This is a genomic window from Mycobacterium sp. NGS59 (assembly GCF_059812345.1).
In genome coordinates this window covers 184,440-209,021 of sequence record NZ_JCALCN010000004.1, presented here as the reverse complement: position 1 = coordinate 209,021, position 24,582 = coordinate 184,440, and the positions used below count along the sequence as shown (strand labels likewise).

General features: G+C 67.7%; 23 protein-coding genes and 2 pseudogenes. 19 read left to right on the top strand and 6 right to left on the bottom strand.

Translation table 11 applies throughout. The features are described from left to right. The first annotated feature begins 87 nt into the window (after positions 1 to 87). The 4 genes from ftsY to AC5Y46_RS07560 all read left to right on the top strand — a co-directional run bounded on the left by ftsY (position 88) and on the right by AC5Y46_RS07560 (position 5,815). Entirely contained in the window at positions 88 to 1,422 is a 1,335-nt protein-coding gene (gene ftsY, locus AC5Y46_RS07575; protein WP_499942098.1) for a signal recognition particle-docking protein FtsY, read from the top strand. A gap of 157 nt (positions 1,423 to 1,579) precedes the next feature. After that, positions 1,580 to 2,974: an ammonium transporter gene (locus AC5Y46_RS07570; RefSeq protein WP_499942366.1), complete on the top strand. Its 1,395-nt coding sequence runs from the start codon at positions 1,580 to 1,582 to the stop codon at positions 2,972 to 2,974. A gap of 2 nt (positions 2,975 to 2,976) precedes the next feature. Continuing rightward, on the top strand, positions 2,977 to 3,315 hold the full coding sequence (gene glnB, locus AC5Y46_RS07565) for a nitrogen regulatory protein P-II (protein WP_036354580.1): 339 nt from the start codon (positions 2,977 to 2,979) through the stop codon (positions 3,313 to 3,315). 31 nt (positions 3,316 to 3,346) lie between these two features. Then, positions 3,347 to 5,815, top strand: coding sequence for a [protein-PII] uridylyltransferase (locus AC5Y46_RS07560; RefSeq protein ID WP_499942099.1), 2,469 nt, complete (start codon positions 3,347 to 3,349; stop codon positions 5,813 to 5,815). Positions 5,816 to 5,906: 91 nt separating this feature from the next. Here AC5Y46_RS07560 and AC5Y46_RS07555 read toward each other — a convergent pair whose 3' ends face one another. Then, positions 5,907 to 7,622: a DEAD/DEAH box helicase gene (locus AC5Y46_RS07555; RefSeq protein WP_499942100.1), complete on the bottom strand. Its 1,716-nt coding sequence runs from the start codon at positions 7,620 to 7,622 to the stop codon at positions 5,907 to 5,909. Between the two features lie 87 nt (positions 7,623 to 7,709). After that, positions 7,710 to 7,871 (bottom strand): annotated as a pseudogene (locus tag AC5Y46_RS07550) (alpha/beta hydrolase); the annotation flags it as partial. Positions 7,872 to 8,012: 141 nt separating this feature from the next. Here AC5Y46_RS07550 and ffh point away from each other — a divergent pair. The 5 genes and pseudogenes from ffh to AC5Y46_RS07525 all read left to right on the top strand — a co-directional run bounded on the left by ffh (position 8,013) and on the right by AC5Y46_RS07525 (position 14,014). Next, complete coding sequence (gene ffh / locus AC5Y46_RS07545; protein WP_499942102.1) at positions 8,013 to 9,569, top strand: signal recognition particle protein; 1,557 nt, start codon at positions 8,013 to 8,015, stop codon at positions 9,567 to 9,569. Between the two features lie 7 nt (positions 9,570 to 9,576). Beyond that, entirely contained in the window at positions 9,577 to 10,653 is a 1,077-nt protein-coding gene (locus AC5Y46_RS07540; RefSeq protein WP_499942103.1) for a metal-dependent hydrolase family protein, read from the top strand. A 150-nt stretch (positions 10,654 to 10,803) separates the two neighbouring features. Continuing rightward, a complete protein-coding gene (locus AC5Y46_RS07535) occupies positions 10,804 to 11,565 on the top strand; it encodes an Rv2253/PknI dimerization domain-containing protein (protein WP_499942105.1) in 762 nt (253 codons plus the stop codon). 32 nt (positions 11,566 to 11,597) lie between these two features. After that, positions 11,598 to 13,423 (top strand): annotated as a pseudogene (locus AC5Y46_RS07530) (N-acyl-D-amino-acid deacylase family protein). Next, positions 13,424 to 14,014 carry a TetR/AcrR family transcriptional regulator gene (locus AC5Y46_RS07525; RefSeq protein ID WP_499942106.1) on the top strand — a complete coding sequence of 197 codons (591 nt, stop codon included), beginning with the start codon at positions 13,424 to 13,426 and terminating at the stop codon, positions 14,012 to 14,014. A gap of 66 nt (positions 14,015 to 14,080) precedes the next feature. Here the strand turns inward: AC5Y46_RS07525 and AC5Y46_RS07520 are convergent, their stop codons facing one another. After that, entirely contained in the window at positions 14,081 to 14,950 is an 870-nt protein-coding gene (locus tag AC5Y46_RS07520) for a D-alanyl-D-alanine carboxypeptidase family protein (protein WP_499942108.1), read from the bottom strand. A gap of 46 nt (positions 14,951 to 14,996) precedes the next feature. On the opposite strand from AC5Y46_RS07520, the gene AC5Y46_RS07515 reads away from it, so the two are divergent. The 5 genes from AC5Y46_RS07515 to trmD all read left to right on the top strand — a co-directional run bounded on the left by AC5Y46_RS07515 (position 14,997) and on the right by trmD (position 17,556). After that, positions 14,997 to 15,416 carry a nuclear transport factor 2 family protein gene (locus AC5Y46_RS07515; protein WP_499942110.1) on the top strand — a complete coding sequence of 140 codons (420 nt, stop codon included), beginning with the start codon at positions 14,997 to 14,999 and terminating at the stop codon, positions 15,414 to 15,416. A gap of 155 nt (positions 15,417 to 15,571) precedes the next feature. After that, entirely contained in the window at positions 15,572 to 16,078 is a 507-nt protein-coding gene (rpsP, locus tag AC5Y46_RS07510; RefSeq protein ID WP_499942112.1) for a 30S ribosomal protein S16, read from the top strand. Between the two features lie 5 nt (positions 16,079 to 16,083). Then, a complete protein-coding gene (locus AC5Y46_RS07505) occupies positions 16,084 to 16,326 on the top strand; it encodes an RNA-binding protein (protein WP_036354608.1) in 243 nt (80 codons plus the stop codon). A gap of 5 nt (positions 16,327 to 16,331) precedes the next feature. Continuing rightward, positions 16,332 to 16,853, top strand: a complete 522-nt coding sequence (gene rimM / locus AC5Y46_RS07500) for a ribosome maturation factor RimM (RefSeq protein ID WP_499942114.1) — start codon at positions 16,332 to 16,334, stop codon at positions 16,851 to 16,853. Positions 16,854 to 16,869: 16 nt separating this feature from the next. Beyond that, a complete protein-coding gene (gene trmD / locus AC5Y46_RS07495) occupies positions 16,870 to 17,556 on the top strand; it encodes a tRNA (guanosine(37)-N1)-methyltransferase TrmD (RefSeq protein ID WP_499942116.1) in 687 nt (228 codons plus the stop codon). Between the two features lie 87 nt (positions 17,557 to 17,643). On the opposite strand, the gene AC5Y46_RS07490 is transcribed toward trmD, so the two are convergent. Then, complete coding sequence (locus AC5Y46_RS07490; protein ID WP_499942118.1) at positions 17,644 to 18,600, bottom strand: serine hydrolase; 957 nt, start codon at positions 18,598 to 18,600, stop codon at positions 17,644 to 17,646. Between the two features lie 354 nt (positions 18,601 to 18,954). Between AC5Y46_RS07490 and rplS the strand changes: the two genes are divergently transcribed. From rplS to AC5Y46_RS07470, 4 genes are all read left to right on the top strand, one after another. Then, the gene (rplS, locus tag AC5Y46_RS07485; protein WP_499942120.1) at positions 18,955 to 19,296 is read left to right on the top strand and encodes a 50S ribosomal protein L19; all 342 of its coding nucleotides are present in this window, start codon (positions 18,955 to 18,957) and stop codon (positions 19,294 to 19,296) included. A gap of 66 nt (positions 19,297 to 19,362) precedes the next feature. Further along, entirely contained in the window at positions 19,363 to 20,232 is an 870-nt protein-coding gene (gene lepB / locus AC5Y46_RS07480) for a signal peptidase I (protein WP_499942122.1), read from the top strand. 2 nt (positions 20,233 to 20,234) lie between these two features. Then, positions 20,235 to 20,969: a ribonuclease HII gene (locus AC5Y46_RS07475; protein ID WP_499942124.1), complete on the top strand. Its 735-nt coding sequence runs from the start codon at positions 20,235 to 20,237 to the stop codon at positions 20,967 to 20,969. A gap of 4 nt (positions 20,970 to 20,973) precedes the next feature. Next, on the top strand, positions 20,974 to 21,279 hold the full coding sequence (locus AC5Y46_RS07470; RefSeq protein ID WP_012393608.1) for a DUF2469 domain-containing protein: 306 nt from the start codon (positions 20,974 to 20,976) through the stop codon (positions 21,277 to 21,279). Here the strand turns inward: AC5Y46_RS07470 and AC5Y46_RS07465 are convergent, their stop codons facing one another. Then, positions 21,280 to 22,029 carry a GAF and ANTAR domain-containing protein gene (locus tag AC5Y46_RS07465; RefSeq protein ID WP_499942368.1) on the bottom strand — a complete coding sequence of 250 codons (750 nt, stop codon included), beginning with the start codon at positions 22,027 to 22,029 and terminating at the stop codon, positions 21,280 to 21,282. A 53-nt stretch (positions 22,030 to 22,082) separates the two neighbouring features. After that, the gene (locus AC5Y46_RS07460) at positions 22,083 to 23,441 is read right to left on the bottom strand and encodes a WS/DGAT/MGAT family O-acyltransferase (RefSeq protein ID WP_499942126.1); all 1,359 of its coding nucleotides are present in this window, start codon (positions 23,439 to 23,441) and stop codon (positions 22,083 to 22,085) included. A 126-nt stretch (positions 23,442 to 23,567) separates the two neighbouring features. Here AC5Y46_RS07460 and AC5Y46_RS07455 point away from each other — a divergent pair, with 126 nt between their 5' ends. Then, the gene (locus tag AC5Y46_RS07455; protein ID WP_499942127.1) at positions 23,568 to 24,542 is read left to right on the top strand and encodes an NAD-dependent epimerase/dehydratase family protein; all 975 of its coding nucleotides are present in this window, start codon (positions 23,568 to 23,570) and stop codon (positions 24,540 to 24,542) included. Positions 24,543 to 24,582 lie beyond the last annotated feature (40 nt).

Here is a 24,582-nt window from a genome sequence, read left to right as displayed (position 1 = left end):
ACATTCGAGGTCCGGCACGTGCAGGCGGGTGCGACCGTCGTCAACCCACCGAGAGCCGCGCGCCCCACGGCTGGAAGGATCGACAACGTGTCCGAAAGTCTCTGGATCGCAATCGCCGTCGTCGCCGCCCTTCTCGTCATCACCGCGATCGTCGTCGGCCTGGTGCGCTACCGCAGGCGGCGGATCAGCCTCGCCCCGCGCGAAACGGAGGCAATCGACAAGTCCGGTGGCTACACCGCCTCGTCGGGCATCACCTTCAGCCAGGGCCAGAGCCAGACCGAGACCCTGGACCGGCCCGAACCCGTAGAACGCATCGATACCAGCGGGTTGCCGGCCGTCGGCGACGACGCGACCCTCCCGCGCGACGCGCCCAAACGCCCGATCTCCGAGGTCCAGCTGCCCGAGGTCGTCGAGCCCGAGGCGCCGGTCGAACCCGAAGTTCCGCAAGGCTTCGAGATACTCGAGGTGCTGGAGCGCCAGGCGCCCGAGATCGAGGAGATCGCGCCCACCGAAGGGCGGCTGGAACGCCTGCGGGGCCGACTGGCCCGGTCACAGAATGCGCTGGGCCGCAGCATGCTGGGCCTGATCGGCGGCGGCGACCTGGACGAGGATTCCTGGCAGGACGTCGAGGACACGCTGCTGGTCGCCGACCTGGGCCCGGTGGTCACCGAATCGGTGGTATCGCAGCTACGCAGCCGGCTGGCGAGCAGCAACGTCCGCACCGAGGCCGACGCTCGCGCCGTGCTGCACGACGTCCTGGTCAACGAACTGCAACCCGCCATGGACCGCTCCATCAGGGCCCTGCCGCACGCCGACCATCCGTCGGTGCTGCTGGTCGTCGGCGTCAACGGCACCGGCAAGACCACCACGGTCGGCAAACTCGCGCGGGTGCTGGTGGCCGACGGCCGGCGGGTGGTCCTGGGTGCCGCCGACACATTCCGGGCCGCCGCGGCCGACCAGCTGCAGACCTGGGCGTCGCGGGTCGGCGCGGAGGTGGTGCGCGGTGCCGAAGGCGCCGACCCGGCGTCGGTGGCGTTCGACGCCGTCGACAAGGGCATCGCCGCCGGCGCCGACGTCGTCCTCATCGACACCGCCGGGAGGCTGCACACCAAAGTCGGCCTGATGGACGAGCTGGGCAAGGTCAAACGGGTGGTGACCCGTCGCGCCGCGGTGGACGAGGTGCTGTTGGTGCTCGACGCCACGATCGGGCAGAACGGATTGGCCCAAGCCAAGGTCTTCGCCGAAGTCGTCGACATCACCGGTGCGGTACTGACCAAGCTGGACGGAACGGCCAAGGGCGGCATCGTGTTCCGCGTCCAACAGGAACTCGGAGTGCCGGTGAAGCTGGTCGGGCTGGGCGAAGGCCCCGATGATCTGGCGCCGTTCGAGCCGAAGGCCTTCGTGGACGCCCTGCTCGGATGACAGGTATTACACAGCAGCCTTTACGTTAATCGCGACGAAACATCGCTGCCCCATTCGCGCAACAACTTATGCGCATGGTTCTGGATCAGGTCGCCAGTCATCCATCTGGGGCCCTCCCGACGCTGACTGGAGGTGATAGCGAGTGAGTTTCCCGCTGATGGGCCATCCCGATACGGGCGACACGGCCTGGATGTTGGCAAGTTCTGCGCTCGTGCTGTTGATGACGCCGGGCCTGGCGTTTTTCTACGGCGGCATGGTGCGTGCCAAGAGTGTGCTGAACATGATCATGATGAGCATCAGTGCGATGGGCGTCGTGACCGTGCTGTGGGTGCTCTACGGCTACTCGATGGCATTCGGTAATGACACGGGTGGCGTCGTGGGCAACCCGACCCAGTTCTGGGGCCTGAAAGGTCTCATCGGTGGCAATTACATCGCTGCCGACCCGAGCAAGACCCCGGCTGTGGCAGAGACAACCATCCCGCTGGTGGGCACCCTGCCGGCCACGGTGTTCGTGGCCTTCCAGCTCATGTTCGCGATCATCACCGTCGCCCTGATCTCGGGTGCGGTGGCGGACCGGATGAAGTTCAGCGCCTGGTTGGTGTTCTCCGGACTGTGGGCCACAATCGTCTACTTCCCCGTCGCGCACTGGGTGTTCGCGTTCGACGGCAGCGTCGCCGAGTCGGGCGGGTGGATCGCCAACAAGCTGAAAGCGGTCGACTTCGCAGGCGGTACGGCGGTCCACATCAACGCCGGTGTGGCGGGCTTGGTGCTGGCGCTGGTCCTGGGCAAGCGCAAGGGCTGGCCCACCACGCTGTTCCGGCCGCACAACCTGCCGTTCGTGATGCTCGGCGCCGGCCTGCTGTGGTTCGGCTGGTATGGGTTCAACGCCGGATCAGCCACCAGCTCGAACGGCGCCGCCGGTACGACGTTCATCACCACCACCATCGCCACGGCGGCCGCCATGCTCGCCTGGCTGCTCACCGAGCGCATCCGCGACGGCAAGGCGACCACGCTGGGTGCCGCCTCGGGCATCGTCGCCGGACTGGTCGCCATCACGCCGTCGTGTTCGTCGGTCAACGTGGTGGGCGCTTTGGTAATCGGCGCAGTGGCCGGCGTGCTGTGTGCGCTGGCGGTGGGGCTGAAGTTCAAGCTCGGGTTCGACGACTCGCTCGACGTGGTCGGCGTGCACCTGGTCGGCGGATTGGCCGGCACCCTGATGGTCGGCCTGGTCGCCACGCCGCAGGCCCCCGCGGCCGTCGCGGGGGTGTTTTACGGCGGCGGTTGGGGCCAGCTCGGCAAACAGGCCATCGGCGCGTTTGCTGTGTTGACCTACTCGGCTCTTGGCACGCTGATCATTGCGCTTATCCTGAAGTACACCATCGGGCTGCGTCTCGGGGCTGAGCAGGAGGCCGCGGGGATCGATGAGTCGGAGCACGCCGAGAGTGGCTACGACTTCGCGGTCGCCAGCGGTTCGGTTCTTCCACGTGCCAGCCTGCCGGACACCCCGAACGGGCTAGGGGCGCGCTTGGCCGAGAAAGTGGAGGCGGAATAGTTATGAAGCTGATCACCGCGATCGTGAAGCCGTTCACCCTTGACGATGTCAAGACCAGCCTCGAGGACGCCGGCGTCCTGGGCATGACGGTCAGTGAGATTCAGGGCTACGGCCGGCAGAAGGGTCACACCGAGGTCTACCGGGGCGCCGAATACTCCGTCGACTTCGTGCCCAAGGTCCGCATCGAGGTCGTCGTCGACGACTCCATCGTCGACAAGGTCGTGGACAGCATCGTCCGTGCGGCACGGACCGGGAAGATCGGTGACGGCAAGGTGTGGGTCAGCCCGGTGGACACCATCGTGCGGGTGCGCACGGGGGAACGCGGGCCAGACGCGCTGTGACGCCGAACCTCATCGGACGGGCCGGGCGGGTGTGACGTCGACTCCGCCCGACCCCGCTGAGTCATCGGAATCCAAGCAAGCAGGAAGCGCCGTCGCGGCAGTCGATCTGGCTGCCGCACGGCGCGAACTGCTGTCTGACGATCTTCGTGACCGCGCACCCGCGGAGCTGCGCAAGGCGGTGCTGGGACTGCACGAATCCTGGCTGACCGCAAAGGCCGCCGAGATCGGCATCACCGACGGCAGCGGCTACGCCCTGATCGGCGTCGGTGGGCTGGGGCGGCGCGAATTGCTGCCGTACTCCGACCTCGACCTGGTGTTGCTGCACGACGGCAAGCCGGCCGACGTGCTGGGGCCGGTCGCAGACAAGTTGTGGTATCCGTTGTGGGACGCCAACATTCGGCTCGATCACAGTGTGCGCACGGTCAGCGACGCGTTGGGCATCGCCAACTCGGACATGACCGCGGCGCTGGGTCTGCTGGAAGCGCGTCACATCGCCGGCGAGGAAGGTCTCTCGGAGGAATTGATCCACGGTGTGCGCCGGCAGTGGCGCACCGGAATCCGTTCCCGCATGGACGAACTCGTGGAGATGACGCACGCCCGCTGGTTGCGTCTGGGCCGCATCGCACACCGCGCCGAGCCCGACCTGAAGTCCGGCCGCGGCGGTCTGCGCGACGTCCAGTTGCTCAACGCGCTGGCGCTCGCCCAGTTGATCGACCGCCACGGCATGTCCCGTCCGGACACCCCGGCCGGGTCGCTGGACGACGCCTACCTCACCCTGCTCGACGTGCGCACCGAACTGCACGTGGTCTCGCGCCGCGGCCGCGACCAGGTGCTGGCGCAGTTCGCCGACGAGGTCAGTGCCGTGTTGGGCGTCGGCGACCGATTCGACCTGGCGCGCATGCTGTCCAGCGCCGGGCGAACGATCAGCTACCACTCCGTCACCGGGTTGCGGACCGCCAACAACGCACTGCCTCGACGCGGCATCTCGGCGTTCATCGGGCGGCCCAAGCGCCGCCCGCTGGACGAGGGTGTCGTCGAGTACGCCGGGGAGATCGTCCTGGCCAGAGACGCCCAGCCCGATCGCGATCCCGGTCTGGTGCTGCGGGTGGCCGCGGCCGCGGCCGATACCGGGGTGCCCATCGGGGCGGCCACGCTCAACCGGCTGGCCGACAGCGCACCTCCGCTGCCGATTCCGTGGCCGCGTGCGGCGCTCGACGACCTGTTGGTGGTGCTGCTGGCCGGCCCCACCGCGGTGCCGACGATCGAGGCGCTCGACCGGACCGGGTTGTGGGGTCAACTGCTGCCGGAGTGGGACCCGATCCGTGACTTGCCGCCGCGCGACGTGTCCCACAAGTGGACGGTGGACCGGCACGTGGTGGAGTGCGCCGTGCACGCGGCACCGTTGAGCACCAACGTGGCCCGGCCCGACCTGCTGGCGCTCGGTGCGTTGCTGCACGACATCGGCAAGGGCCGGGGCATGGACCACTGTGTGCTGGGTGCGGATCTGGTGGTCCCGATCGCGGAGCGCCTCGGGCTGTCGTCGGCCGACATCGACACGCTGTCGCAGATGGTCCGTCACCACCTGCTGCTGCCCATCACGGCCACCCGCAGCGACCTGAACGACCCGGCGGTCATCGAAGCCGTCTCCGAGGCGCTGGGCGGGGACCCGCAACTGCTGGAGTTGATGCACGCCCTGACCGAGGCCGATTCCAAGGCCACCGGGCCCGGTGTGTGGAGCGACTGGAAGGCGTCCCTGATCGAGGATCTGGTGCGTCGCTGCCGGATGGCGATGGCCGGCGAACCGCTGCCGCAAGCCGAACCGACTGCGCCGCACTATCTTTCGTTGGCCGCCCAGCAAGGGGTGCACGTCGAGATCAACCCCGCCGAAGGCGAGCGGTTGCATGCGGTGATGGTGGCCCCGGACGAGCGCGGCCTGGTGTCCAAAGCCGCCGCGGTGCTGGCGCTGAACTCGCTGCGCGTGCACTCGGCGTCGGTGAATGTGCATGAGCGCGTTGCCATCACCGAATTCGTGGTGTCGCCGCTGTTCGGTTCGCCCCCCGCCGCCGACATGCTGCGTCAAGCCTTCGTGGGTGCCTTGCGCGGCGACGTCGACGTGCTGGGGACGCTGGAGAAACGGGACATCGAAGCCACCAGCTCGGCGACCGCCCGGGCGGGGGAGGTGCAGGTCGGGGTGCCGGTCACCCGCTCGACCGCGCCGCCGCGCATCCTGTGGCTGGATACCGACACGCCCGGTCAGCTGATCCTGGAAGTGCGGGCCATGGACCGCACGGGTCTGCTGGCCCTGCTGGCCTGGGCGCTGGAGCGGGCCGACACCGACATCGTCTGGGCGAAGGTGAACACCTTCGGGTCGACGGCGGCCGACGTGTTCTGTGTGACGGTCCCGCCGGAGTCGAACGCGCGCGGGGCCGTGGAGAAGAACCTGCTGGGTGTATTAGGGGCCCCGGCTGTGGTCCTGGTCGACGAGCCGGTGGGGGATTAGCCGGGTCGCGGGGATTAGCCGCGTTGCGGCGAGTGTGAATCCCACGACGCGACACACCGCTCAAGCGTCGTGTAGTTCACACTCGGCGTTGCTAGACGGGCTCGGAGTTGAGCTGGCGCACCGCCACGATGCGCGCCTGCAGCTGATCCCGGGTCGCCGCGGCGATCGGCGGGCCGCCGCAGCGACGCCGCAGCTCGTTGTGGATCCAGCCGTGCGGCTTGCCGGTGCGGTGGTGGGCGACCGAGACCAGCGCGTTGAGTTCGCGGCGCAGGTCGCGAAGTTGCCCATGCGTGGTGGTCGGCGCCGACGGTCCCTGCACGGCCGCGCGCTTCTGCAGCTGCTCGTCCTGACGACGGTGCAGCAGGGCGCGCATCTGCTCGGCGTCGAGCAGCCCGGGGATGCCGAGATAGTCGGCTTCCTCCTCGCTGCCCGCGGGGGTGGCGGTCCCGAACGACGACCCGTCGAAGATGACCTGGTCCAGCTCGGCGTCGGCGCCCAGCGACACGAAACCGTTCTCGGCTTCGCCCGGCTCGGTCTGCGTCTTGGTGGCGGGATCCTCGAGCAGCGGATCCTCAAGCGATTCGCGATGCGGCTTGCCCAGCACGTGGTCGCGCTGGGCTTCCAGTTCGCTGGCCAGTTGCAGCAGGTTCGGCACCGACGGCAGGAAGATGCTCGCGGTCTCGCCCGGCCGGCGGGAACGCACGAACCGGCCGATGGCCTGGGCGAAGAACAGCGGCGTCGACGCGCTCGTGGCGTAGATTCCGACCGACAGGCGGGGCACGTCGACGCCTTCGGAGACCATCCGCACCGCGACCAACCAGCGACTGGTGCTCGCGGCGAACTCGCTGATCCGGGCCGACGACCCGGGGTCGTCGGAAAGCACCACCGTCGCCGCTTCGCCCGTCAACCGCTGCAGCAGGGTGGCGTAGGCGCGGGCCGCGGTCCGGTCCGAGGCGATGATCATCCCGCCGGCGTCGGGCACGTGCTCGCGCAGCTGCCGGAGCCGGCGATCGGCCGCGGTGATCACCGCCGGCATCCACTCCCCGGCGGGGTCCAGCGCGGTCCGCCAGGCCCGGGCGGTCTGCTCGGCCGACAGCGGCTCGCCCAATCGCGCCTCGTGCTCCTCGCCGGCGCTGTCGCGCCAGCGCGCCTGCCCGGAATAGGCCATGAACACCACCGGGCGGACCACTCCGTCAGCGAGGGCCTCGGCGTAGCCGTAGGTGTGGTCGGCGCGGGATCGCAGCACACCGTCGCCGTCGGGCTCGTAGTCGACGTAAGGGATCGGGCAGTCGTCGCTGCGAAACGGCGTGCCCGTCAGCGCAAGTCGGCGGGTGCCGTCGCTGAAGGCCTCGCGGATGGCATCGCCCCACGTCTTGGCGTCGCCGCCGTGGTGGATCTCGTCGAAGATCACCAGCGTCTTGCGTTGCTCGGTGCGCACCCGGTGCAGGCTCGGATGCGCGGCGACCTGGGCGTAGGTGACGACCACGCCGTGGTACTCCGGTGAGGTCTGCGGGTTGGAGTTGCTGAACTTCGGGTCCAGCGACAGGCCCTGGCGCCCGGCGGCCTGGGCCCACTGGATCTTGAGGTGCTCGGTGGGCACCACGACGGTGATCTGCTCGACCGCGCGATGGCTGATCAGTTCAGCGGCGATGCGCAGCGCGAACGCCGTCTTGCCCGATCCGGGGGTGGCCACGGCCAGGAAGTCACGCGGCTGGTTGCCCAGGTATTTGACCAGCGCGCGGCGCTGCCAGCCGCGCAGTGGCCGGCTGCCTTCGGCGATGCTGTCGGCGGGCCTGACCGGCTGCATCGACAAAGATCCCCCGTACCTGCTAGGCGTGCGTGCGGCTGTAAAACATAGCATGGCAACGGTTTTCGTCGCGGTAGCGACCCGAGCCTATCGCGTTTCCAGCCACTCCCGGATACGCTCGGCGACGTCGCTCCAGCCAGGCTCGAGCATCATGTTGTGCCCCATGTCGAAGAACTCGGCTTCGGTCCGGTAGGCGTGCGCGACGTGCACGTCCGATCGACTGACGAAGCCGTCGTGCTCGGCGCCCAGACCCTTCTCGATCACCTCAAGCATCCGTAGATCCCCGTCTCGTGCCGAGCGTGCACAGATTGCCAGAAATTGCCGCGTGTCGTCGTACAACTGTGCACGCTCGTGCCGGGCGTGTCGACACTGACCATTAGGCTGGCCCACGTGTTTGAATCGCTCTCCGACCGGTTGACCGGTGCGCTCGCGGGCTTGCGCGGCAAGGGCCGCCTGACCGACGCCGACATCGACGCCACCACCCGCGAAATCCGGCTCGCGCTGCTCGAAGCCGACGTCTCACTGCCCGTGGTGCGGGCCTTCGTCCACCGGATCAAGGAACGCGCCCGCGGCCACGAGGTGTCCGGTGCGCTGAACCCGGCCCAGCAAGTCGTGAAGATCGTCAACGAGGAACTGATCGGCATCCTCGGCGGCGAGACCCGTGAGCTCGCGTACGCCAAGACGCCGCCGACGGTGATCATGCTCGCCGGCCTGCAGGGCTCCGGTAAGACGACGCTGGCCGGAAAGCTGGCGTTCCGACTCAAGAACCAAGGGCACACGCCGCTGTTGGTGGCGTGCGACCTGCAGCGTCCCGCCGCGGTGAACCAGCTGCAGGTGGTCGGGCAGCGCGCCGGGGTGCCGGTATTCGCCCCACACCCGGGGGCCTCCCCGGAATCCGGCCCGGGTGACCCGGTCGCCGTCGCCGCGGCGGGTATCGCCGAGGCCAAATCCAAGCACCACGACTTCGTCATCGTCGACACCGCCGGACGACTGGGCATCGACGAGGAGTTGATGGCCCAAGCCGCGGCCATCCGCGAGGCCGTCGATCCGGACGAGGTGCTGTTCGTCCTGGACGCGATGATCGGCCAGGACGCCGTGGCCACCGCGCAGGCCTTCGGCGACGGCGTCGGCTTCACCGGCGTGGTGCTGACCAAGCTGGATGGCGACGCCCGCGGTGGCGCCGCGCTGTCGGTCCGCGAAGTGACCGGTGTGCCAATCCTTTTCGCGTCGACCGGGGAGAAGTTCGAGGACTTCGACGTCTTCCACCCCGACCGGATGGCCAGCCGCATCCTGGGCATGGGCGACGTGCTCAGCCTCATCGAGCAGGCCGAGCAGGTCTTCGACGCCCAGCAGGCCGAGGCGGCCGCGGCCAAGATCGGCGCCGGCGAGCTGACCTTGGAGGACTTCCTCGAGCAGATGCTGGCGGTGCGCAAGATGGGCCCGATCGGCAATCTGCTGGGCATGCTGCCCGGCGGGGCGCAGATGAAGGACGCCTTTGCCGAGGTCGACGACAAGTCGCTGGACCGGATCCAGGCCATCATCCGCGGCATGACCCCACAGGAGCGCGCCGACCCGAAGATCATCAACGCCTCGCGACGGCTGCGGATCGCCAACGGTTCGGGCGTCACCGTTTCCGAGGTGAACCAGCTCGTCGACCGCTTCTTCGAGGCCCGCAAGATGATGTCCTCGATGCTCGGCGGCATGGGCATCCCCGGGATGGGGCGCAAGTCGGCGACCCGGAAGTCCAAGGCCGCCAAGGGCAAGAAGGGCAAGAAGGGCGGTCGCGGTCCGACGCCGCCGAAGGTGCGCAGCCCGTTCGGAGCCGGGATGCCGGGCATGCCGGCCGGGTTCCCCGATCTGTCGCAGATGCCCGAGGGGCTCAACGAGCTGCCGCCGGGCCTGGCCGATTTCGACCTGTCCAAGCTGAAGTTCCCGGGCAAGGGCTAACCGCGCCGTGCGCCTGCACGTGCGAGGGCTGACGCTGCCCGACGAAGCCGTCAGCGACCTCTGGGTCGACGACGGCCACATCAGCACCGAGCCGGTGGACGGCGCCGAGACGATTTTCGACGGCGGCTGGATCGTGCCCGGCCTGGTGGATCTGCACTGCCACATCGGACTCGGCCAGGACGGTGGCGTCGAACTCGACGAGGCGATCGTCCAGGCCGAGATCGAACGCGACGTCGGTGTCCTGCTGGTGCGCGACTGCGGGGTGCCCATCGACACCCGCAGCCTCGACGACCACGCTGATCTTCCCCGGATCATCCGCGCCGGACAGCATCTGGCGCTGCCCAAGCGCTACATCCCGGGCTTGTCGATCGATCTCGAAGACGAATCGCAACTGCCGGATGCGGTGGCCGAACAGGCGCGACTCGGAGACGGCTGGATCAAGCTGATCGGGGACTGGATCGACCGGGGGATCGGGGACCTCGCCCCGCTGTGGTCCGACGACATCCTCAAAGAGGCAATCGACGTCGCGCACGCGCACGGCGCACGGGTCACCGCGCACGTCTTCGGCGAAGACGCGCTGCCCGGCCTGCTCAACGCCGGCATCGACTGCATCGAACACGGCACCGGCCTCACCGACGACACCGTCGCGCTGATGCTCGAGCACGGCACCGCGCTGGTCCCCACCTTGATCAACATCGAGAACTTCCCGGGCATCGCCGACTCGGCGAGTCGCTACCCTGTCTACGCCGCGCACATGCGTGACCTGTACGCGCGAAGCACCGAACGATTCAACGCCGCCTACGAAGCCGGCGTGCCGATCTATGCCGGCAGCGACGCCGGCGGCATGATCCGGCACGGACGCGTCGCGGACGAGGTGGAGGCGCTCAAGGGCATCGGGATGAGCCCGACCGAGGCGCTGGGCGCGGCCTGTTGGGACGCCCGGCGCTGGCTGGGCCGGCCCGGACTGGACCATGGAGCCTCAGCGGACCTGCTGTGTTATGCCGAGGATCCGCGTCAAGGTCCCGGTGTGCTGAGCCGGCCCGATCTGGTGATACTGCGCGGCAACGTGTTTCGGCCCAGCTGAGGATTGTCGCCGGCTGGTCGCCGAGCGGGGTTAATATCACCGGATGGCCTTGGCCAGCGGCGCGACGTTTGCCGGTCACACCGTCGTGCGGATGCTGACTTACTCGTCGACGGGCCAGTCGTACCCGGTCGAGAGATCAGGGCTGCCCGGTTGGCAGCGGCTGAGGATGCGGGCGCCGTCGCCGTGGACTACCCGAACTTCGAGGAAACGTCGATGACGACTTCGCGTCGCTGGCTGCGCCGCGGCGTGCTCGGGGTGGCCGCGGTGATCCTGGGGATCGGCCTGTTCGCCGAGGGCAAGACCGTCGGGCATCATCTGCATGCGCACCAGACCCGCGCCGCCGACCAGTCGACGGGTGCAGTGGCGACGCCTGCTCCCGGGACGCCGTTGTCGTCCGGGACCTACCGCCTCGAGCTGCGGCGCTCCGCGCAGACATTCGACGGCAGACCTGATCCGCAGCCCCCGGACGTCACGACCTGGTGGGCCATCCGGTCGTCGTGCTCCACTACTTGCCTGGCCGCGGCGACACTGCTTGACAGCAGCGAGCACACCCGGGAGATGTCGCCCGGCGTGCACCCGCTGATCCTGGAATTCGGCGACGGGCAGTGGCGGTCCCGTCCGGAAACCAACGGTTTCCCGTGCGTCGCGGCCAGCGGCTCCGCGAGTACCCAGACCACCGAGCAGGTGCTGTCGCTGCGCCCGCAACCGCACGGCGAACTCGTCGGCGAAATGGTCGTCTCGGTCCAGACCGACGAATGCGGCCGGAAAGGTGGCGTCATCCGCATCCCGGCTGCGATCACCCGCAGCGGGGAGATACCACCGGAAGTCGACGTGCCCGATCCGGCCCAGATCCCCGGCGCGACCGGTGCGCCGCCGACCGGCACCAAACCCGGCTCGAAACCGGGGGGCTGAAGCCGGGAAAAGATTGCGAGTGATCGCTATCTATGTTAGCGTTCGGGCCAGCCCACGACTTGGAGGAACAGTGACCTACGACGTGATCATCCGCGACGGCCTGTGGTTCGACGGCACCGGCGCGAAGCCCAAGACCCGGACGCTGGGCATCCGGGACGGTGTCGTGGCCACGGTGTCGGCCATGCCGTTGGACGAGACCGGATGCCCCGAGGTGATCGACGCGCACGGGAAGTGGGTGCTGCCCGGATTCATCGACGTGCACACCCACTACGACGCCGAGATCCTGCTCGACCCGGGCCTGCGCGAGTCGGTGCGGCACGGGGTCACCACTCTGATGCTGGGCAACTGTTCGCTGTCGACGGTCTACGCGGATTCGGAGGACGCCGCCGACCTGTTCAGTCGGGTCGAGGCGGTGCCGCGTGACTTCGTACTCGGCGCTCTGGAGAACAACAGGACGTGGTCGACGCCCGCGGAGTACATCGAGAAGCTCGACGCCCTGCCGCTGGGTCCCAATATCAGTTCGATGCTTGGTCATTCGGACTTGCGCACTTCGGTGCTGGGCCTCGAGCGCGCCACCGACGAGACGGTGCGGCCGACCGATGCCGAGCTGGAAAAGATGGCCAAACTGCTCGACCAAGCGCTGGACGCCGGGATGCTGGGCATGTCCGGCATGGACGCGCCGATCGACAAGCTCGACGGGGAGCGCTTCCGCTCCCGCGCGCTGCCGTCGACCTTCGCGACCTGGCGGGAACGCCGCCGGTTGATCGCAGTGTTACGCAAACGCGGCCGCATCCTGCAGAGCGCGCCCAATGTCAACAGTCCGCTGTCGCCGTTCATGTTCTTCCTGACCAGCAGCCGAATCCTCAACCGCAGCAAGGGTGTTCGGATGAGCATGCTGGTCTCGGCCGATGCCAAGTCGATGCCGATGGGTGTGCACATCTTCGGGCGCGGTACCCGGTTGCTGAACAGGCTGCTCGGCTCCAGCGTGCGTTTCCAGCACCTGCCCGTGCCGTTCGAGTTGTATTCCGACGGAATCGATCTGCCGGTGTTCGAGGAGTTCGGTGCCGGCACCGCCGCCCTGCATCTTCGTGACCAACTGCAACGCAACGAGTTGTTGGCCGACGAGTCCTACCGACGCCGGTTCCGCCGTCAGTTCGACCGCAAGAAGCTCGGTCCGTCGTTGTGGCACCGCGACTTCCACGACGCGGTGATCGTCGAATGCCCCGACAAGACGTTGGTAGGCAAGAGCTTTGGTGCGATTGCCGACGAACGTGGACTGCACCCGCTGGACGCTTTCCTGGACATCCTGGTCGAGAACGGGGAGCGCAACGTGCGCTGGACGACCGTCGTCGCCAATCACCGCCCCAAGCAACTGAACAAGCTGGCCGCCGACCCGAGCGTGCACATGGGGTTCTCCGACGCCGGTGCGCACCTGCGCAATATGGCCTTCTACAACTTCCCGCTGCGGTTGCTCAAGCGAACGCGGGACGCGTTGCAGGCGGGCAAGCCGTTCCTGACCGTGGAGCGCGCGGTGTACCGGCTCACGGCCGAAGTCGCCGAATGGTTCGGCATCAACGCCGGCACGCTGCGCGAAGGCGACCGGGCAGACTTCGTGGTCATCGACCCCGCCCACCTCGACGACTCGGTGGACAGCTACAACGAGGAGGCGGTCCCGTTCTACGGCGGCCTGCGACGGATGGTCAACCGCAACGATGCGACCGTCGTCGCGACGGGGGTCGGAGGTGCCGTGGTCTTCCGCGACGGCGAGTTCTGCGAGGGCTACGGCCAAACCGTGAAGTCGGGCCGCTACCTGCGCGCCGGCGAGCGGCAGGCGGCGCTGGCGAGCGTGCCCGCCTAGATGGCCAGGACTCAGCAGCAGCGCCGCGAGGAGACCGTCGGCCGGCTTCTGGATGCCTGCATCGACACCATCATCGAGTCCGGCTACGCCCGGGCCTCGGCTGCGGTGATCACCAAACGCGCCGGGGTGTCGGTGGGCGCGCTGTTCCGCCACTTCGAAACGATGGGCGACTTCATGGCGGCCACCGCGTCGGAGGTGTTGCGGCGACAGATCGAGTCGTTCACCAAGCAGGTCGCCGAGATACCGGCCGAGCGGCCGGCGCTGGAGGCGGCGCTGACGATCCTGCGCGATATCACCGCCGGCCCCGTCAACGCCGTGCTCTACGAGCTGATGATCGCCGCTCGCACCGACGAAAAGCTGCGGGCAACGTTGCAGCACGAACTCTGGCAATACCGGTCCAAGATGTACGAGGCGGCCCGGGCGATGCCCGGGACCGGGAACGTTCCCGAGGACACACTTCCGGTCCTGGTGGCGTTGCTGACCAATACCTTCGACGGTGCCGCGGTGGTGGAAGGCGTTCTGCCGCAACCCGAGATCGCCGAGCGCCGGATTCCGGTGCTGACCAAGCTTTTCGGTGCGGCCTGGCCCTGAGCGCGAGCAGACACAAAAGCCCCGGTTTCGTGCCGAAACCAGGGGCTTTTGTGTCTGCTCGCGGTGCTAAAGCGAGCCGATGCCGGCCTGCGGACCGAGCGCGAATCCCCAATCGAACAGGCTGGCCGCCTGATCCCAGTAGGTCGGCCCGCCGGCGTGCACCAGGCCGTACATCATCGCGATCACCAGGCGACGGCCGCCGCGCGCGGCCGCGCCGACGAATGTCTTGCGTGCGGCGTTGGTGAAGCCGGTCTTGCCGCCGATCGCGCCGGGGTAGCGGGTCAGCAACTCGTCCTGGTTGAGGATCGGCTGGTCGCCGTTCTCGGTGGGGAACATGGCCGACGGCTCGGCGGTGATGTGCGCGAACGTCGGGTTGGCCATCGCCGCGCGGAAGATGACGGCGAGGTCATGTGCCGTCGACCAGCCGGAGCCGTCGGGCCCGTCCAGCCCGGAAGGTGTCGCGGCGCGGGTGTTGCCCGCCCCCAGCGACGCCGCTTTGGCGTTCATCTTGCCCACCGCGGCCTCCTGACCGCCCAGCATGTGCGCCAGCGTGTTGGCGGCGTCGTTCCCCGACACCAGCAGCAGACCGTCGAGCAGTTGGCGTGCGGTGTAACTGCGTCCGGCTCTGACGCCGGCGCAGTTGCATTCGACCGCCGTGTCCTGCGAATCAGCGACGACCGACGAGTTCAGGTCCAGCTCGTCGAGCGCCACGAGCGCCAGCAGTACCTTGATGGTGCTCGCCGGAGGGTGCGCGACGTTCTGGTCGCGGCCGGCCAGGATCTGCCCGCTGTCGAGGTCGGCCACGATCCAGGTCTGCGCCGGACCGTCCGGGATCGGCACCGACCCGGCAGCCTGCTGCACGTCGGTGTCCGCGTTGGACACCGGGGCACTACAGAACACCAACAGCGCGGCGGCCGCAGCCAAGAGCTTTCGCATGGGCGCTGAGTTTAACGGCGCGAGGGCGGGGTGTTGAATCGTTTGCATGCTGAGCCTGGCCGAAATTTCCGACCGTCTGGAGATTCAACAGCTGCTGGTGGATTACAGCACAGCCATCGACCAACGTCGCTTCGACGACCTGGACAACGTCTTCACCCCGGACGCCTACATCGACTACCGCGAACTCGGCGGCATCGACGGTCCGTATCCAAAGGTGAAGAAGTGGCTGTCGGACGTGCTGCCCAATTTCCCGGCCTATTCGCACATGCTCGGCAACTTCTCGGTCCGCATCGACGGGGACACCGCATCCTCGCGGGTGATCTGCTTCAACCCGATGGTGCTCGGTGGCGAGCAGGACCAGATCCTGTTCTGCGGGCTCTGGTACGACGACGAGTTCGTGCGCACCCCGCAAGGCTGGCGGATGACGCGGCGCGTCGAGACCAAGACTTTTCAGAAGGTCATGTAAGCGAATTTCCGCGCGGGCATGGCTTTCTGGCACAATGGGCGGCTGTCCGTCGCGCGACCAAGGTCGTGCCCCGGTCATACACGCGAGGCAAAACCGGACCCGGGCATCCCGCCCCGGTCGCTGAATTGCAGCGTGACACCCACAGGAGTTCAGTCATGGCTGTCAAGATCAAGCTCACCCGGCTTGGCAAGATCCGCAACCCCCAGTACCGCGTGGCCGTCGCCGATGCGCGCACCCGCCGCGACGGCCGCTCCATCGAGGTCATCGGCCGCTACCACCCCAAAGAAGAGCCGAGCCTGATCGAGATCGACTCCGAGCGCGCGCAGTACTGGCTGTCCGTGGGCGCCCAGCCCACCGAGCCCGTCCTCAAGCTGCTCAAGATCACCGGTGACTGGCAGAAGTTCAAAGGCCTGCCCGGCGCCGAGGGCCGGCTGAAGGTCAAGCCCGCCAAGCCCAGCAAGCTCGAGCTGTTCAACGCCGCGCTGGCCGAGGCTGACGGCGGGCCCACCACCGAGGCCACCAAGCCGAAGAAGAAGTCGGCGCCGAAGAAGGCCGCCAAGGGTGACGAGGCCGCCGAGACCGGCGCGGAGAAGGCGGCCGCCACCGCCGAGTCCGAGCAGGGCGAGCAGTCCGTGCCGGCCGAGCCCGCCACCGAGAGCTGAGCCCGGTGAGCACCGTCGTGGTCGACGCCGTCGAGCACCTGGTCCGCGGCATCGTCGACAACCCTGACGACGTGCGGGTCGACCTGGTCACCAGCCGTCGGGGACGCACCGTAGAGGTCCACGTCCACCCCGACGACCTGGGCAAGGTGATCGGTCGTGGAGGACGCACCGCCACCGCGCTGCGCACGCTGGTAGCCGGAATCGGTGGCCGCGGCATCCGCGTCGACGTGGTGGACACCGACCAGTAGCACCCGTGGAGCTGATCGTCGGGCGCGTGGCCAAGGCCCACGGGATCACCGGCGAGGTCGTGGTCGACGTTCGCACCGACGATCCCGATACCCGGTTCGCGCCGGGCAGCAGGTTGCGCGCCAAGAAACCGCGCGATGCTGCTCCTACGCGCAGCTATGTGGTCGAGGGTGCGCGCCCGCACGGTGCCCGGTTGCTGGTGCGGTTGGCCGGAGTCACCGACCGGGACGGCGCCGATGCGTTGCGAGGCAGCCTGTTCGTCATCGACTCCGACGAACTGCCGCCGATCGACGAGCCGGACACCTATTACGACCATCAGCTGGAGGGTCTGCGGGTGACGACGACGGCCGGGCGCGAGGTCGGCGTCGTCGCCGAGGTGCTGCACACCGCCGGCGCCGAGTTGCTGGCCGTCAAGGGCGATTCCGGTGAGGTACTGGTGCCCTTCGTCAGCGCGATCGTCACCTCGGTGTCGCTGCAGGACGGCACGCTGGAGATCGAGCCGCCCGACGGTCTGCTGGATCTGGGCTGACGGGGCACGTATCGACGTGAGAATCGATATAGTCACGATCTTCCCGGCCTATCTGGACCCGCTGCGGGAATCGTTGCCCGGCAAGGCAATCGCGTCTGGACTGGTGGATTTGCGGGTGCACGACCTGCGGCGCTGGACCCATGACGTGCACCACTCGGTGGACGATGCGCCGTACGGCGGCGGCCCCGGGATGGTCATGCGGGCGCCGGTGTGGGGCGATGCGCTGGACGAAATCTGTTCGGCGGAAACGTTATTGGTGGTTCCCACCCCCGCCGGGAGACTGTTCGACCAGACCACCGCGCAGCGTTGGAGCTCCGAGGGCCATCTGGTGTTCGCCTGCGGCCGATACGAGGGAATCGACCAGCGCGTGGTGGAGGACTCAGCCCGCCGGATGCGCGTCGAAGAGGTGTCGATCGGCGATTACGTGTTGCCCGGCGGCGAGTCGGCGGCACTGGTGATGATCGAGGCCGTGCTGCGGTTGCTGACCGGAGTGCTGGGCAATCCGGCGTCGCATCAACATGATTCGCATTCGTCGGCGCTGGACGGGCTGTTGGAGGGGCCGAGCTACACCCGCCCGCCGAGCTGGCGTGGACTGGACGTTCCGCAGATCCTGCTCTCCGGGGACCATGCCCGCATCGCCGCCTGGCGGCGGGAGGTGTCGCTGCAACGCACCCGCGAGCGCCGCCCGGAACTCCTGGAGTGAGCCCGCCCCTTCGCGCCGCGAGCAGACAGAGAATCGCACGAAACAGGCGATCTCAATGCGATTCTGCGTCTGCTCGCGCAACAAAGGTTAGATGCGGCCGTTGGGGAAGATCGTCTTGACGGCCTGGGTGATCGTGTCGCGGGCGGTGGCGTCGTCGGAGGGCTGCAGCGACTCGATCACCATGATGTAGCGGCGGTCCGCCCCGATCACCCCGGTGGACAGGTGCATCCAATCGGCGCCGATGCAGCACATCCAACCTTGCTTGACCGCGACGGGCTCGGCGTACAAGCCGTCCGGTATCCCGAATCGCTGCGGGTAGCCGTCGATGCCGGTGGGGGTGGACCGGGCCAGATTGTTGAGGATGAGCCGGGAGCGGTCCGACGGCAGCCCGCCCGAACCGTCCAGCAGCCCCTCGTAGTAGTGGATCAGGTCGTTGGCCGAGCTGATGGTGTTCCACCACCGTCCGTCGCTGGGCGGAGTGGTCGAGGTCAGCCCGTAGCGGTTAGCGACCGTGGTGACGATGGCATCGCCGCCGTCCTGGCCCCAGAACCGCTCGGCCGCATCGTCATCGGACGACTGCAGCATCGCGTCCAGGGCGCGGTGGTCATCGGGGGACAGCACCGCACGGCCCTCGGACTCCCGCAGCAGCAACTCGTCGGCGATGAACAGTTTCGCCACTGACGCGGTGGCGATGATCTGGTCGTTGCCGTTGGAGACCGACTGATGCGTGACTCGGTCGAGGATGGCCACCGAAAGGGTCGCACCGCTGACCGCGGCCTGAGCGGTGGCCTGCTGCACGCGCGCCTGCACCCCGGCCAGTCCGCTGGGTCCGACGAGGTTCGGCAACGCCAGCGGCGCCCCGGTCGGTGTGATGGCCCGCAGCAGCAACTCCACCAACTGCGGTTGCGGTTGCGGGTGCTGCTCGGACACCGACGGCGCGGCGGAGTTGAACGCATTGGCGTGCACGGTCGCCTCGCACCCGGCCACCACCACCAACGCCGCTGCCGCCGCGGCGGTCAGCATGGTCAGCGGACGGGCTCGCATGGCGCTCCTCCTGGCGTCCCGTGGGCGTCTGTGTGGCCGGGCTGCCGCGTCGTGAAGCCGAGGTTTGCGATCTCGTCCAGGTATTGATTCGGCGCGGTTAGAACCCCAGTCATATGTACCATTTGCAGGCGCTTCGGCGCGGGCGCGAACCACTACAGTTTCCTGTGATTTTCACTGCATGCGCACCATCTGGCACAATTGGGCGGTTGTCTCCGGTGGCCGTCGGAAGGCGCGTGCCTACCGCCTGCCGCGAGACGCGACTAAGAAGCCCGAAAACCATCGGCTTGGTGACCGCCGCACGTCCGCGTGCGGATGGTCTAACCCAGGCCGCGACCCCGAGGAAGTGTCTCTCCCATGAACAGGCTGGACTTCGTCGACCAGGCGTCGCTGCGCGACGACATCCCCGCCTTCCACCCCGGCGACACCATCAACGTGCACGTCAAGGTCATCGAGGGCGCCAAGGAACGTATCCAGGTGTTCAAGGGCGTGGTGATCCGCCGCTCCGGTGGCGGCATCCGCGAGACGTTCACGGTGCGCAAGGAGAGCTACGGCGTCGGCGTCGAACGCACCTTCCCGGTGCATTCGCCCAACATCGACCACATCGAGGTGGTGACCCGCGGCGACGTCCGTCGGGCCAAGTTGTACTACCTGCGTGAGCTGCGCGGCAAGAAGGCCAAGATCAAGGAGAAGCGCTGACCGCGCACGCCCCGGTTGGGTCCCGGCGTCCGCAGCCGCCCGCACGGTGCTGGCTACGCTGATCTCGTGACTGACACTGAGGGATCTCCTTCGGAGGACTCGCATTCCGAGCGCCGGCCTGACGCTGCGCCGCCGGAGTCGCAGCCGCGCGTCACCAGCGAAGCCGAAACGCCGGACGACGACGAGGTCGTCGCCTCCGATTCCGAGGAAGGCGAAGCCAAGCCGAAGCGCTCGACGCTGCGGGAACTCGCCACACTGGCCGTCATCGCGCTCACCCTCTACTACGTCATGCTGACGTTCGTCGCGCGTCCGTACCTGATCCCGTCGGAGTCGATGGAACCGACCCTGCACGGCTGCTCGACGTGCGTCGGCGACCGCATCATGGTCGACAAACTCAGCTACCGCTTCGGCGAGCCGAAACCCGGCGACGTGATCGTCTTCAAGGGTCCGCCGTCGTGGAACATCGGTTACAAGTCGATCCGCTCGCACAACACCCTGGTGCGCTGGGTGCAGAATGCGCTCTCCTTCATCGGCTTCGTGCCGCCCGACGAGAACGACTTGGTCAAGCGGGTGATCGCGGTCGGCGGACAGACCGTTCAGTGCCACGAAGACACCGGCCTGACCGTCAACGGCAAGCCGCTCAAGGAGCCGTATCTGGACGCCAACACGATGATGATCTCGCCGTACCAGCAGGCTTACCGGTGCCTGGGCAGCGAATTCGGGCCGGTCACGGTGCCGCCGGGACGGCTCTGGGTGATGGGTGACAACCGGACCCACTCGGCGGACTCGCGGGCGCACTGCCCGATGCAGTGCACGGGCGACCCGACGGCGGGAACGGTGCCGGTCGACAATGTCATCGGCAAGGCCAGGTTCATCGTGTGGCCGCCGCAGCGGTGGGGTGGCGTGGGTTCGGTGAACCCTCAGCAAGGTCAGTAGCCATGGCCACGACTTGGCCGCCACGGACGGTGATCCGCAAATCGTCAGGATTGCGCACCCTGGAATCCGCGCTGCACCGCAGCGGTCTGGGTCCGGTTGCCGGGGTGGATGAGGTGGGGCGTGGCGCCTGCGCCGGCCCGCTCGTCGTGGCGGCCTGCGTGCTGGGTCCGAACCGCCTGGAAAGCCTTGCCGCTCTTGACGATTCGAAGAAGCTGACAGAGAAGGCGCGGGAGAAGCTGTTCCCGTTGATCCGTCGGTATGCCCTCGCCTATCACGTGGTGTTCATTCCCTCGACCGAGGTCGACCGCCGCGGGGTGCACGTGGCCAACATCGAGGGCATGCGGCGCGCGGTGGCGGGGTTGTCGGTGCGGCCGGGTTATGTGCTGAGCGACGGTTTTCGGGTGCCCGGGTTGGCGGTGCCGTCGCTGCCGGTGGTCGGCGGCGACGCGGCGGCGGCCTGCATCGCCGCTGCCAGTGTGCTGGCCAAGGTCAGCCGGGATCGGTTGATGGTCGCGATGGACGCCGATCATCCCGGCTACGGCTTCGCCGAGCACAAGGGCTACAGCACTCCCGCGCACAGTCGCGCGTTGAGCCGCCTCGGGCCGTGTCCCGAGCACCGCCGTTCGTTCATCAACGTGCGGCGGGTCGCGACCGTGCTCGGCTCCGGCGGTCCGGGCGAGGGCGCCGTTTACGAGTGCGCAAAGATGGGGCAAGAGTTGCGGGAAAAGGACGTCTGAACAGATGAGTGCAGAAGATCTCGAAAAGTACGAAACCGAGATGGAGCTCTCGCTTTACCGCGAATACAAGGACATCGTCGGTCAGTTCAGCTACGTCGTGGAAACCGAGCGGCGCTTCTATCTGGCCAACAGTGTCGAGATGGTGCCGCGCAACGCCGACGGCGAGGTGTACTTCGAGCTACGCCTGGCCGACGCGTGGGTCTGGGACATGTACCGGCCGGCCCGGTTCGTCAAACAGGTGCGGGTGGTGACGTTCAAAGACGTCAACATCGAAGAGGTCGAAAAGCCCGAACTGCGGCTGCCGGAGTAGTCAGTCCTGCCCCGGCGGCAGCTGACCGCGGGCATCGATGACCCTGCGCGCGACGTCGGCGAGCTTGATGTTCAGTCCCTGCGAGTGCCGTCGCAACAGGTCGAAGGCCTGATCCTCGTTCATCTCGTGCAGCATCATCAGCATGCCGACCGCCTTGCCGATCTCCCGGTTGCTCAGCAGGCCCCGGCGCAGGCTCGAGGCGTCTTCGCCTTGCGCGACCGCGTTGATGGCCACGCTGGCGAACGAGGCCAGCACCGCGGCCCGTCCCGCCGATTCCGAGTCGAACAGGTTGGGTGTTTCGCTGAACAAGTTGAGCGCAGCCACCTTGCGCTTGTCGATCAGCAGCCGAAATCCCATCGCACCGCGCACCGGCGTCTCGGCGACCAGCCGGGCCGCGAGTGCCGGCCACAGGGTCGGCGTGGCCAGATCGGGTTCGATCTGCGGCGTCTCCTCCTCGATCGCGTCGATACAGGGGCCGTCGCCGGCACGTCGTTCCAGGTCGTCAATGTGGTGGGCGAGACGACTGCTCGCCCCGACCGTCACGTACTGGTCGTCGCGCTTCATCAGCATGCTGGCGTGATCGCATCCCGGCACGATCAAGGTGGCCGCCACGCAGATGGCCGCATACATCTGCTTCGCATCCGAACCCTGGTAGATGATCTCGGCCAGGGCGGCGAACACGGTGGCGGGATCAGCCGTCAACGCGCCGGGTGCCGAGCTGTCGGCCCTCGATTCGTCTGCCACGTCCATACCGTCCTTCGAAGCGCTGGGACGGCCGTAGGCTATCGGAGTCGTCATGCGGGTCACACACCTACGGCACGTTCGAGATCTTTCAGTGACGTCTCCAGGTGACTCAGCATGCGTTGCAGATGCGGCACGCTGCCCCTGGCGCCCACCAGACCGAAATCAAGATTCTCGCCGTTGTTGGTCACGGTGATGTTCATGGCCTGGCCGTCCAGGGTGATCGACAACGGGTAGTTGCCGACCAGCTGCGCACCGCGCCAGTACAACGAATCCTTCGATCCCGGCACGTTGGATATCACAATATTGAACGGCGGTGGGGCGGTGCGGATGAATCCCGGAATCAGTCCGAGGAAGAGCCCTCCGGTCAGAAACGCCGACAGAGCGAGCTGTTGGACCTGGGGAAGCTCCATGAACAGCTGCTTCTGCTCGCGCATCGAGGAACTGATCCCTTCGAAGCGTTTGCCCGCGTCCTCGAGGTCGGTGTTCAGGTTGCATAACACGGTGCCCACGGCGTTCCCGCTGCCTTCGGCGTCGGATTCCTTGCGCAGGCTCACCGGGACCATCGCGATCAGCGGCGCATCGGGAAGCGCGTCCTGTTCGAGCAGATAGCTCCGCAGCGCACCCGCGGACATCGCCAACACCACGTCGTTGAAGGTGGCGTTGGCGGCGTCCTTGACCGCGAAGAGTCGCTCCAGCGACCACGACTGGGCCGCAATGCGCCGAGCACCGCCGATCCTGACGTTGAACATGGTCTTGGGCGCCCGGAACGGAAACGTCAGTTGTTGTTCGAGCAACGCCGCGCGCGCCAGGGACAGCGTCGACGGCGCCAAAGCCGCGGTCGAGCCGATCGCGCCGGTCAGCTTCTGCAGCGGCGAGGATCCGCCGTCGCTGTCCGGCTTGTGGCGCGGTTTGAGCTCCCAGGGCACCCGGACTTCGTCGTCGCCCGGGTCGTCGGTGAACGCGCGCTGCATCATCCGCAGCGCGGACACGCCGTCCATCAGCGAATGGTGGAACTTCGTGTAGACCGCGTAGCGCCCGTCGTTGAGGCCCTCGACCAGATGCGCCTCCCATAAGGGGCGGTGGCGGTCGAGCAGACTGCCGTGCAAGCGCGAGCACAGTTCCAGCAACTCGCGGACCCGGCCGGGCCGAGGGAGGGCGGAGCGGCGGAAGTGGTAATCGAGTTCGACGTCCTGGTCGATCGCCCAAGCGAGATTGGTGAGCGGGCCGGCGAAAGCCGGATGCTTGCGGAAAGTGGGCTGGATGTCGGTGCAGGCCAGCATCGACTCGTACGCCTCGGTCACAAAGTCGTCGTCGGCTCCCTCCGGCGGCTTGAAGAGCTGCAGAGCACCGACGTGCATCGGGTGTTCGCGTGACTCGCCAACCAGGAACATCGAATCGGTCGGTGCGATCAGCTTCATGGCTCCTCTTTCGCTGCCAGATGACATGAACCCGCTATGAATAGCCAGGTGTTGCGAATTGCACACATTCGGTGACTTATCGCCCCCGGGCGTTTGACCGGCGCAGAAGAGGGAAGGCCATTGCAGGTGGGCTTAACCGTCGCCGTCACCGGGCCGACCGGGGAAATCGGCATCTCGGCCGTCACCGCGCTGGAGCGCGAACCCGCCGTGGACAAGATTCTCGGGATGGCGCGGCGGCCGTTCGATCCGCGCGTTCACAGCTGGGCGAAGACGACGTACCGGCAAGGGGACATCCTGGATCGCGACGCGGTCGAGGCGTTGGTCGCCGACGCCGACGTGGTCGTCCATCTGGCCTTCGTCATCATGGGTTCGCGTGAGGAGAGCGAACGGGTCAACCTGCGCGGCACCCGCAACGTATTCGAAGCCACGGTCGACGCGAAGCGTCCCCGGCGCCTGGTGTACACCTCGTCGGTCGCAGCCTACGGGTATCACTCCGACAACCCGGTGCCGTTGACCGAGGATGTCCCGGCGCGCGGTTCTGCCGAGCACTATTACTCAGACCAGAAGGCCGCGTGCGAGGCGGCCCTGGCCGAGATCACCGACGGCTCGTCCTTGGAGGTGTTCGTGCTGCGGCCGTGCATCGTCGTCGGTCCCGAAGCGCCCGCGCTGGCAGGGCCGTTGACGAAGTTGCCGGCTCCGGTGCGTGCGGTGTCCAGGATGGTGCCGTTGCTCAAGCCGGTGGTCCCCGACCCCGGGTTTCCGCTGCAGTTGGTGCATCACGACGACGTCGCGTCGGCGATCGCGCTGGCGGCTACGTCACCGGCCCCGCCGGGTGCATACAACATCGCCGGAAACGGGGTCGTCACGGTCAGTCAGGTCGCCAAGGCCCTCGGGGCCCGCCCGATCCGGGTTCCGGCCGCTGCGGCATCGGTGGCGTCGACGACGATTTCGCGTTTGCCGTTCGTCCCCTCTCTGCTGGAGTGGCTGCACGTCGCGCGGACATCGGTGGTGATGGATACCAGCCGGGCCAGACGGCAGCTCGGTTGGCGCCCGACGCACACCTCGGTGGAGGCGTTGGAGTCGCTGGCCGCCGCGGTCTGACGTGGCCAAGGTACGTTGAGCCGGTGACAGCCGAAAAGAC

Excerpts from the sequence above, each read along its gene's own strand:
- AC5Y46_RS07515 (WP_499942110.1), top strand. The coding sequence starts at position 14,997 with ATGCTGAGCCTGGCCGAAATTTCCGACCGTCTGGAGATTCAACAGCTG.
- AC5Y46_RS07555 (WP_499942100.1), bottom strand. The coding sequence starts at position 7,622 with ATGCAGCCGGTCAGGCCCGCCGACAGCATCGCCGAAGGCAGCCGGCCA.
- AC5Y46_RS07470 (WP_012393608.1), top strand. The coding sequence starts at position 20,974 with ATGAGTGCAGAAGATCTCGAAAAGTACGAAACCGAGATGGAGCTCTCG.
- AC5Y46_RS07570 (WP_499942366.1), top strand. The coding sequence starts at position 1,580 with ATGGGCCATCCCGATACGGGCGACACGGCCTGGATGTTGGCAAGTTCT.
- AC5Y46_RS07465 (WP_499942368.1), bottom strand. The coding sequence starts at position 22,029 with ATGGACGTGGCAGACGAATCGAGGGCCGACAGCTCGGCACCCGGCGCG.
- rplS (WP_499942120.1), top strand. The coding sequence starts at position 18,955 with ATGAACAGGCTGGACTTCGTCGACCAGGCGTCGCTGCGCGACGACATC.
- AC5Y46_RS07475 (WP_499942124.1), top strand. The coding sequence starts at position 20,235 with ATGGCCACGACTTGGCCGCCACGGACGGTGATCCGCAAATCGTCAGGA.
- glnB (WP_036354580.1), top strand. The coding sequence starts at position 2,977 with ATGAAGCTGATCACCGCGATCGTGAAGCCGTTCACCCTTGACGATGTC.
- AC5Y46_RS07525 (WP_499942106.1), top strand. The coding sequence starts at position 13,424 with ATGGCCAGGACTCAGCAGCAGCGCCGCGAGGAGACCGTCGGCCGGCTT.
- AC5Y46_RS07520 (WP_499942108.1), bottom strand. The coding sequence starts at position 14,950 with ATGCGAAAGCTCTTGGCTGCGGCCGCCGCGCTGTTGGTGTTCTGTAGT.
- rpsP (WP_499942112.1), top strand. The coding sequence starts at position 15,572 with ATGGCTGTCAAGATCAAGCTCACCCGGCTTGGCAAGATCCGCAACCCC.
- AC5Y46_RS07460 (WP_499942126.1), bottom strand. The coding sequence starts at position 23,441 with ATGAAGCTGATCGCACCGACCGATTCGATGTTCCTGGTTGGCGAGTCA.
- AC5Y46_RS07490 (WP_499942118.1), bottom strand. The coding sequence starts at position 18,600 with ATGCGAGCCCGTCCGCTGACCATGCTGACCGCCGCGGCGGCAGCGGCG.